The sequence below is a fragment of the Streptomyces sp. NPDC017890 genome (genome assembly GCF_044328675.1).
In the GTDB taxonomy this organism is placed as follows: Bacteria; Actinomycetota; Actinomycetes; order Streptomycetales; family Streptomycetaceae; genus Streptomyces.
In genome coordinates, this window is record NZ_JBIRHU010000107.1 from 1 (window position 1) to 2,428 (window position 2,428).

Annotated in this window: 1 protein-coding gene; it reads left to right on the forward strand. The window is 72.0% G+C overall.

Features of this window, described 5'->3' with window-relative positions:
- Positions 1 to 2,428: beta-ketoacyl synthase N-terminal-like domain-containing protein (locus tag ACH4F2_RS35670; RefSeq protein ID WP_398136776.1), on the forward strand; the 2,428-nt coding region annotated here is incomplete at both ends.

Consider the following 2,428-nt stretch of genomic DNA (forward strand, 5'->3'; position numbering starts at 1 on the left):
CTCGACGCCCTCGCCCACCACCGCCGCACCCAAGGCCACACCGCCACCTCCATCGCCTGGGGCGCCTGGGCCCACACCGGCATGGGCGCCGGACACGCCGATGGCATGGAACCCGCTCTGGCGCTCACCGCGCTTCAGCGCGTACTGGCGGACGACGAGGCGGCGATGCTGGTCGCCAACGTGGACTGGGAGACGCTCGGCTCTCATCTCGCCGCCACCCGGCCCAGCCCCCTCCTGACCGAACTGCTCGGCGCCGAACACCTCCGACCTGCTCGTGGAACGGCCGAGGCCTTCGCCGACCGGCTGCGCCACCTGCCACCGGTCGAGCAGGGACGCACGGTCACCGAGTTGGTGCGTGGTCACGTCGCCGCGGTCCTGGGGCACGCCTCCCCTGCGGCCGTGGACGTGTCGCGCACCTTCCAGGCGGCCGGGTTCGACTCGCTGACCGCCGTCGAGCTCCGCAATCGGCTCACCGCAGCGACGGGCGTCCGCACACCCGCCTCCGTCGTGTTCGACTACCCCACGCCCGAACTGCTGGCCGGACATCTCCGGGAGAGAGTCCTCGGGCAGGGAGCGGTCTCTCCGGCCTCTCCGATCGATCCGGCGACCGCAGCGTCGACGCCTGCGGACGACGACCCGATCGTGATCGTGGGCATGAGCTGCCGCTTCCCCGGCGATGTCGGCTCTCCGGAAGAGCTGTGGCAGCTGCTGGAGGCGGGCACGGACGCCATGTCGGCCTTCCCTCCGGACCGCGGCTGGGACACCGCCGACGGGATGGACGGCATGCCGGTGCGGGCAGGTGGCTTCCTCTACGGAGCAACCGATTTCGACCCCGGATTCTTCGGTATCTCACCGCGCGAGGCCATTGCGATGGACCCGCAGCAGCGGCTGCTGCTGGAGGCGTCCTGGGAGGTCTTCGAGCGCGCGGGCATCACCGCCGACTCGGTGCGCGGCAGCCGTACGGGCGTGTTCGTCGGTACCAACGGCCAGGACTACGGCGCCCTCGTCGGCAGCGCACCCCAACGTGCCGACGGGCACCTGGCCACAGGCAGCGCGGCGAGTGTGGTCTCCGGCCGGGTGTCGTACACCTTCGGTCTCGAAGGCCCTGCGATCACCGTGGACACCGCCTGCTCGTCGTCGCTGGTCGCCCTGCACCTGGCGGTGCAGGCACTGCGGTCCGGGGAATGCACGCTGGCCCTGGCCGGCGGCGCCACGGTGATGGCCACCCCGACCGCGTTCGCGGAGTTCTCCCGCCAAGGTGCCCTGGCCTCCGACGGACGCTGCAAGGCGTTCGCGGCGGGTGCGGACGGCACCGGCTGGGGCGAGGGTGTCGGCATGCTGCTCGTGGAGCGGCTGTCCGACGCCGTGCGGAACGGGCACCAGGTGCTGGCCGTGGTCCGGGGCTCCGCCGTCAACCAGGACGGCGCCTCCAACGGCCTCACCGCCCCCAACGGCCCCTCCCAGCAGCGCGTCATCCGCCAGGCCCTGGCCAACGCCGGCCTGTCGACGTCCGACATCGACGCCGTGGAGGCCCACGGCACGGGCACGACGCTGGGCGACCCCATCGAGGCCCAGGCGCTCCTCGCCACCTACGGCCAGGACCGCGACACCGACCGGCCCCTCCTCCTCGGCTCGGTCAAGTCCAACATCGGCCACACCCAGGCCGCCGCCGGCGTCGCCGGCATCATCAAGATGGTCATGGCGATGCGCCACGGCGTACTCCCCCGCACCCTCCACGTCGACGAGCCCACCCCGCACGTCGACTGGTCGGCCGGTGCGGTCGAACTGCTCACCGAGCGGACCGACTGGCCCGAGACGGCAGCCCCACGCCGCGCCGGTGTCTCCTCGTTCGGCGTCAGCGGCACCAACGCCCACGTCATCCTCGAACAGGCACCCGAGGTGGGTATTGCCGAGGAAACCCGTACCGAGCCGGTGGCCGTGCCGTGGGTGGTGTCGGCCCAGGACGAGGCGGGGCTGCGGGCCCAGGCCGCCAGCCTGCGGTCCTTCGTGACCGCGGAAGCCGATGCGCACCCCCTGGATGTGGCGTGGTCGCTGGCTTCCACACGCTCCTCTCTGGCTCACCGGGCGGTCATCGTCGGTTCGGACCGGGACGAGTTGCTGCGTGGGCTGGAGGCGGTGGCGAAGGGTGAGCCTGCCCCCGGCACGGTGGCCGGCACGGCCACGCCCCCGTCCGGTGTGGTGTTCGTGTTCCCGGGTCAGGGGTCGCAGTGGACCGGTATGGCCCTCGAACTCCTCGACACCAACCCCGTCTTCGCCGACCGCATGCGCGCATGCGCACAAGCCCTCGCCCCCTACACCGACTGGACACTCCACGACGTCCTCGACGACGAAGACGCCCTCCAACGCGTCGACATCGTCCAGCCCACCCTCTGGGCCATCATGATCTCGCTGGCCGAACTCTGGCGCT